The organism is bacterium 336/3 (genome assembly GCA_001281695.1).
Taxonomy (GTDB): Bacteria; Bacteroidota; Bacteroidia; order Cytophagales; family Thermonemataceae; genus Raineya.
The window spans coordinates 1-6,549 of the sequence record LJIE01000005.1; the positions used below are offsets into that span (position 1 = coordinate 1).

The 6,549-nt window shown below is 27.1% G+C and carries 6 protein-coding genes (2 of these 6 cut by a window edge); 2 read left to right on the top strand and 4 right to left on the bottom strand.

Annotated elements, in window-relative coordinates:
- Nucleotides 1-365: 365 nt before the first annotated feature.
- The 3 genes from AD998_21140 to AD998_21150 all read right to left on the bottom strand — a co-directional run bounded on the left by AD998_21140 (nt 366) and on the right by AD998_21150 (nt 3,999).
- Nucleotides 366-1,427 carry a hypothetical protein gene (locus AD998_21140; protein ID KOY84375.1) on the bottom strand — a complete coding sequence of 354 codons (1,062 nt, stop codon included), beginning with the start codon at nt 1,425-1,427 and terminating at the stop codon, nt 366-368.
- Between the two features lie 246 nt (nt 1,428-1,673).
- The gene (locus tag AD998_21145) at nt 1,674-2,801 is read right to left on the bottom strand and encodes a hypothetical protein (GenBank protein ID KOY84376.1); all 1,128 of its coding nucleotides are present in this window, start codon (nt 2,799-2,801) and stop codon (nt 1,674-1,676) included.
- Nucleotides 2,802-2,820: 19 nt separating this feature from the next.
- On the bottom strand, nt 2,821-3,999 hold the full coding sequence (locus AD998_21150) for a hypothetical protein (protein KOY84377.1): 1,179 nt from the start codon (nt 3,997-3,999) through the stop codon (nt 2,821-2,823).
- 843 nt (nt 4,000-4,842) lie between these two features.
- Between AD998_21150 and AD998_21155 the strand changes: the two genes are divergently transcribed.
- The gene (locus AD998_21155; protein KOY84378.1) at nt 4,843-5,937 is read left to right on the top strand and encodes a hypothetical protein; all 1,095 of its coding nucleotides are present in this window, start codon (nt 4,843-4,845) and stop codon (nt 5,935-5,937) included.
- Here the strand turns inward: AD998_21155 and AD998_21160 are convergent.
- On the bottom strand, nt 5,934-6,549 hold the 3' portion of the coding sequence (locus AD998_21160) for a hypothetical protein (protein ID KOY84379.1). The gene runs 26 nt beyond the window's last position; the window shows 616 of its 642 coding nt (coding positions 27-642); its start codon lies off the right edge, out of view — the gene reads right to left on this strand; the stop codon is at nt 5,934-5,936. The genes AD998_21155 and AD998_21160 overlap by 4 nt on opposite strands.
- Nucleotides 6,543-6,549: the 5' end (the start) of a hypothetical protein gene (locus tag AD998_21165; protein ID KOY84380.1), read on the top strand. Its footprint extends 830 nt past the window's final position; 7 of the gene's 837 nt are visible here — the first part of the coding sequence; its start codon is at nt 6,543-6,545; its stop codon lies off the right edge, out of view. The genes AD998_21160 and AD998_21165 overlap by 33 nt on opposite strands.

A 6,549-nucleotide genomic window follows, 5' to 3' on the forward strand; every position in this document is an offset into this window, starting at 1 on the left:
TACGCCTCACTATTAGTATATTGTCTATTAGGTTGTTCCATACCAAAGGGATAGTAATGAAATGTATTTAACTATCCGAAAAATCAATAAATTAAAGAACGTTTTTATCATTACAAAAATAGCAATAAAAAGTAATTTTTACTCAAAAAAAGTATTTTTTTATTGTTATGAATATATATTCAAATATTATTCGAAATAATTGTACTTTTTTTATATTTAGAATTATTTTCGCTTTATACAACCAGTATTTTTTGATGGATGTTTTTTAAACTATTATTTCTTGAACGGATTCTTTATAATAAAGTTTAAAAAAATAGTTTACATTATTTGAGTATGCAAGATAAGATTATTATACTTTTAGATATTTATTTTTGCTCAGAAAGCTTTTGATGGATAGCTTGTATGGCATCATCCATAAAAGTTTGAGCTATCTGTACATATCTGTAAAATTCTTTACTGTTGGGAGCATGTCCCGAAATTTTCCGAACCATATATTCGGGCAAACCCAAACTCAACATGGTCGTAATAGCTGTTCGTCTCATGGTATGGGTTGTAAGACTATCACAGAATCGATAAGATTTTCCTCTACTTTTTTGTTGCGTGATGGGTTCACCTCTTCTATTGCGAGTACGCAAGAGCGGAGTAACCCAGTCAGCCTTTTCTGCAAGTTCTTTTATTTTTAAATTTAAGTGATTTTTAGAGAAGGCAGGCAAAAGTGTTTTTTGCTTTTTATCATTTTTGTATTTCAATAAAATATCTTTGGCATATTCGGGAAGTAAAACTCTTGTTGCTGTTTGAGTTTTCTTAGAAATTACCTTCAAATAATATTTATCTCCTGTTTGTTCTAAATTGTGAGGATATAGATTCATCAAATCAGAAAACCTTAAAGCAACAGTACAGCCAAAAACAAAAATGTCTTTGATGATTTGTAAATCGGAACTAAGACTCGCTTCAAAATCTTTATTATAAATTAAGAAATTTAATTGTTCAGCACTTAGAACAACTATTTGTATTTCTTCTTTGGGAACATACAAAAGCTTATAAAAACTACCCAACGATATTCCTTTACTTTCTTGGAAATATATTAGGCTACTTCTGATGATTTTAGAAATTGTGCCTACATAATTATCGTAGTATTTTAAATCATCATAGAAATAATCAAGAAGTTTTTTATAGATCTTCTTCCAATAGTTCTGTTCAGTCTTGATAATTCGTTGATTTGTGGTATTGAGAGCTTTTACCCGAATTGGTATATTTTTAGCTTGTTCAAACTTTTGAAGAGCAAGTAAAACAAATTCATATTGTTTGATAGTTCCAATTCTAATCTTACTACCATTTTTTTGTAACCTTCTACCTTTTTGAGAGTCATTGATAAAGGTTTTCAATATATCAACTAAAAACCATTCTAACCTTTTCTTAGAAGCCATAAGTAATAAATTTATACTTACCACAAAAGAAACAAAAATATGTTAATTGAAAAATTATGTCTGTAAAACGTATATACTTTAAATATAAAAAAAATACTATTTTTTTAAAATCACGAAGGTAAGAAATCAGTATTTGTTATAAAAAATCTATAAAATTTTACAATTAAAAAAGAAAAAATCCAATAAAAATTATTTATCGGATTTTTAATATAAAAAAAATACTATTTTTAATTTTTAAGCTAATACCTACAAATCACTTGGTCTGTTTTCTAAAAATCTCTTGTAATTTTGTTCAGCAACATAAAGATAAGTAGTTGCCATTGAAGCATGCCTCATTTGAATGTTGACATAGTCTATGGGCATATTCTTATCTACCATAATTTGGGCAGCAGTGTGTCTTAGACATATAGGTTTATATTCTGGAAGATGCTTTTTTACTATTTTATAAACTTTTCCGTGAGTCATTTTTTCAAATAAAAATCCCTCTTTTCTTTCACCAATAAATTTTTGTAATAGAATGCTTGTAACCTTAAAAATTCTAATCTTTTGTTTTTCTCCTCTGCCAAAAACTCTCATAAAACCATAGTTTGTATGTAATTCTATATCTTCTACTAGTAATCCATTTAATTCACTTGGTCTTAGTCCCTCATAAGCTTGTAAAGATATAACCAGTTTTTCTTCTAATGATTCTATTTTATCCATAACAGCATCTCTTTCATCTTTGCTTAGAGTCTTGCTATAATATCGATCTTTATTTACTCTATAGCTTCTTGCAGATGATAGATACATGAAACTTCTTTTAAATTGTAATGTTGTTTCATCCTTTAAATCATCTCTATCCATTAACCATCTTCCAAAAGATTTTATGGCAGCTAGATATACATTGAGTGTAAATACGCTTAGATTATTTGATAAACACGTTTGACGATACTTATTGAAGGATTCTACACTTAATGGTATATTCCTTTCAGCTAAATAAATAAAAAAAGAATGTAATATAGAAAAATATGTTTTTTTTGTTTTCTCATTAGTCAATTCACATTCAGCAATATATTTTAATAAAAGTGGGTGTTTACTTTTATTGTTAGCTGGTTTTTTTAATTGATACCAATACCCTTTTAATTCATTTTTTTCACAAAATTTCCTGAAGACATTTAAATAAGTTACGCCAGGTTGACTTTTGTATCCTCGTATTCTCATAAATTCTTCAGTAGAGGCTTTATTTACTATTATTTCATTTTCAATACAAAATGTTAGGAATTTCCTGAGAAAACTTATTTTTTTAGGGTCTTCTTTTTTTAACGTTTGAGCATATAAATTGATATTTTCATCCAATTCATGCTTTTTTTCATTATGTATATTAATAGAATCCATAACTTATTATTTTTTAAGATTATCCATCATTAATATCAAAAGGCATTTCCTTTAAGAAGTTTGCATAAACATATTTTTTGATATAAATCATTGTGGTTTCAATGTCAACATGCCTTAATTGACGTTGTATATATTCACTATCTAACCCTTTTTCAACCATAATTTGGGCAGCAGTATGCCTTAAACTATGAAGACTTAATTTAATTTTATTTTCTCTAGCAAATGGTTTTAAGTATGGTATATCAACTAACTTATATAAATTTTGATAGGACATTTTATCAAAAAGTTTACTTTCTTTTCTTCTTTTATTTCTCATGAGATATTCAATTAACACTTGTTTGGTTTGTGGTAGTAACCATATTTCTTTTGGTATATAACAACCTTTTCCAACAACTTGAATAGTGTTTCTTCCAAAATCTATATCTTTTAATCTTAAATTACATACTTCAGAAGCTCTCATCTCCTCACAAACTTGAAAGCTAAAAGCCAATTTATGTTTAAAGTTGGTCATCTTTTTTAACAATTCACTGCATTGATCTTTGCTTAAACTATCTTTCCAGCAAATATTAGGAGGTAATTTGTATCTTTTGATTGCCAATATTTTTATAAACTCTTTTTTTCGAGATACTCTTATTTGTTCCATGAGTTCTAAATCTTTGAGCAACCAATTTATAAAAGATTTAATGCTTGCCAGTACAGTATTAATAGTAAATAAACTCAAACCACGACTTATGCCTTCTCCTAAGTATCTTAGTACTGTTTGACTGGTAAAACTCTCATTTTTTTCTAGTAGGTATCTTAAGAATGCATTTATATTATTTTGATAATTGACCTTAGTTCTTAGATTTCTGAAATCATTCTGAGCCAAATATTTCAAAACCAATACATGCTCTCCTTTAAATCTAACTTGGTTATCAAATTCAATAATATTATGTTGTGTACAAAAATCTATAAAAAAGTTTAGTATATTTATTATTGATGGGGCTGTTATTTTTTCTTTTTCAATAAATGCTTCAATAGCTAATTGTGATACTTTTAGGTTACGTTCTACACAAAAAATCATAAATTTTTTAGCATAACGAGTGTATCTATTTTTTCCTGGTTGTAAGGCAGTCCTTTTCTTATAAGCATCTAATATCTCATAAATAGGATAGCAACTATTAATTCTACGTTCGATATTGACAATATCAAGCCACATAAAATTTTATCACTTTAATTTAAATATACGAAAGTGGTATGATACTTTTACTAATAATTTGGTTTATTTACATTATGTTATAAATAAACAACTCATTAATAAGCTTTTATATTTAAAACATATAATATGATAAATATGTTTTTATCATATTATACATAGAATTTATGGAGAAAATTATTTCAATTACAAACTATAAGAGTGGAACAAGAAAAAAGGGAAGAGCAAAACAGGTAGATGCTGAATAAATTAGGTATCACAGATGAGAAAATTGTGAATAAATTCTTTAAATGGTCAGACCAATAAAATTAAAGTAAAAACTAACCCTGCTGAGTTATTACTAAAAACATTAGACTTACTATAGCTTCAGAGATGTTTTACAGGAATATTTAATTTATAAAAAGTAGTTTTTAAGCCAAATAAAAATTTTCCTGAACTCTAAAGCAATAAATTAAAAAATGTTGACATCATTAATACTTGCTGTAAATTTAAATTAAAAGAAAAACAGTTGGAATTATGAATTAAAACGTATTATTTTTACGCTAACACTAACCCCCATTTAAACCTACAGTTTAAATTACTCACCTAAATCTGTTTAGTGTTATGGTATAGTTTTCAAAGCTCAATATTAACTCCTCTATTTTTTAGTCTATTAATAGACTAAAAAATCATTCATTTTAGAAAATTTTGATTTTTATACTCTGTTTAAAGGTATAAAAATGATGCATATCATTTGTTTCAGAAAAATTCATAGAATTAATTTTTCATGAAAAACTTGAAAAATGATAGTCTGTTGTTGCAACCAAAGAGACTAACAATATCTAAAACTTAAAAAATAATGTTTGTATGAGAATTCATGAGTTTAATAATATTCTTGGTATGATAAATAGCCAGGATGAAACCAATTTTAAGTTAGGACTTTTATTACTAAAAGGATATCCAAAAGAGTTTGAGTCTTATTTTGGGGTCTCTGTAGCCATAGGAGGAAAACTTATCTCTTTTTTACGCTCAGACTCAATAAGTGTTTTTGGGTTAGAGTTTGAAAAAGAGCAGTGGGATGTTAATATGCCTCTATCAGATATAATGGAAATTCATATCCATGATAAATGTGATACTAGTAGTTGGAGCATCCTTCATCACCTTCCATCCCTTAAAATTCTAAAATTATTCGATATACCTAAATATCTTAAAAAATTAGTATTATTTCAACAGTTGGAGCATCTTGTTTTATGTGGACGGGATTTAGAAAAATACCCTGAGAGCATAAACACTCTAAAAAAGCTTAAGAAATTGGAAATCAAAACCACTTCTTTAGAGGAAATACCTGATGGGATAGGAAACCTTGTTAATCTTAAAATACTTGAAATTTCTAACAGTTACATTGAAAAAGTACCAAAAACAATTAGGAATCTGACAAAACTGGAAACATTATTTCTCATGAATAATAAGTTGAAATCTCTGCCAGATATTTTTGAAAATAAGATAAATTTAAAAAACTCGTATTTATCAAGAAATCGACTCAAAATGCTACATAAAGGTGATTTCTTTAAAAATTTGCATCATTTAGATGTATCTCGAAATGAATTAAAAAAGTTGCCAAATGACTGGTATTATTTAAAAAAATTAAGAAGTCTTAATTTGACGTTCAATCATATAGAAAAACTTCCTTCAAAGATTGGAAACTTTTCCAACTTGCGTGAGGTGCATCTAGGTATAAATAAGATAGAAACGCTACCTAGCCTAACTAAGTTAAAAAAATTAAGAAAACTACATATAGAAAAGAACAGACTCAAAGAATTGTCATCTTCAATAGGAAACCTTCATGAATTGAGAGAATTAACATTAAATCTGAATCAACTTACAATGTTGCCTAAAGCTATTTTTAAGTTAAAAAAATTAAAATATTTGGATATTGAGTATAATAAAATTGAACTTGTTTAACATTTAATGAATCTAGAAAAAATAACAATCATAGCTAAAATATTAAAACAGAACCAATGTTTAGCAAGGTATTCATATCTAATCAAAAGAGCTTTGAAAGCATCCATCCAAGCAAAAGTTCTTTCAATAACAAATCTTCTTTGATATAGCACTTCATCAAAATGATGACAAAGTTGATTATTTTGTGTATTTCTTTTATTAAAATCAATATTAGTTTCTATTTGATACTTTTCACAAGTTTTTCTACAAATATCATTATCAAATCCAGCATCAGCATTCAAGAACAAACCTTCTATGGAAATATCAGCTTTTTCAAGCCAAACTATCAGTTGTTTAAAATGTTGTGAGAAATGAAACATGTCATGATGATTTCCACTAACAGGTTCTGAAATAGCTATTAATATCCCCTGATTATCACATAAATATACTAAATTAGTACTTGCTTTGGAATGTTTATGATTAAATCCCACTGCTTGTCCACCTCTGTTGGCTCTTGTTTTTGAACCATCTATCTGAATACTAGACATATCCAAATACTTTTTATAGTGCTTCAACAAATAAACCCACAATTTTTCCCATGAACCATCCTCACACCAGCGTTTGAAATGATAA

What these genes read in the sequence shown, in the direction of transcription:
- AD998_21140 (KOY84375.1), bottom strand. Translation starts at nt 1,427, where the DNA reads ATGGCTTCTAAGAAAAGGTTAGAATGGTTTTTAGTTGATATATTGAAA.
- AD998_21145 (KOY84376.1), bottom strand. Translation starts at nt 2,801, where the DNA reads ATGGATTCTATTAATATACATAATGAAAAAAAGCATGAATTGGATGAA.
- AD998_21150 (KOY84377.1), bottom strand. Translation starts at nt 3,999, where the DNA reads ATGTGGCTTGATATTGTCAATATCGAACGTAGAATTAATAGTTGCTAT.
- AD998_21155 (KOY84378.1), top strand. Translation starts at nt 4,843, where the DNA reads ATGAGAATTCATGAGTTTAATAATATTCTTGGTATGATAAATAGCCAG.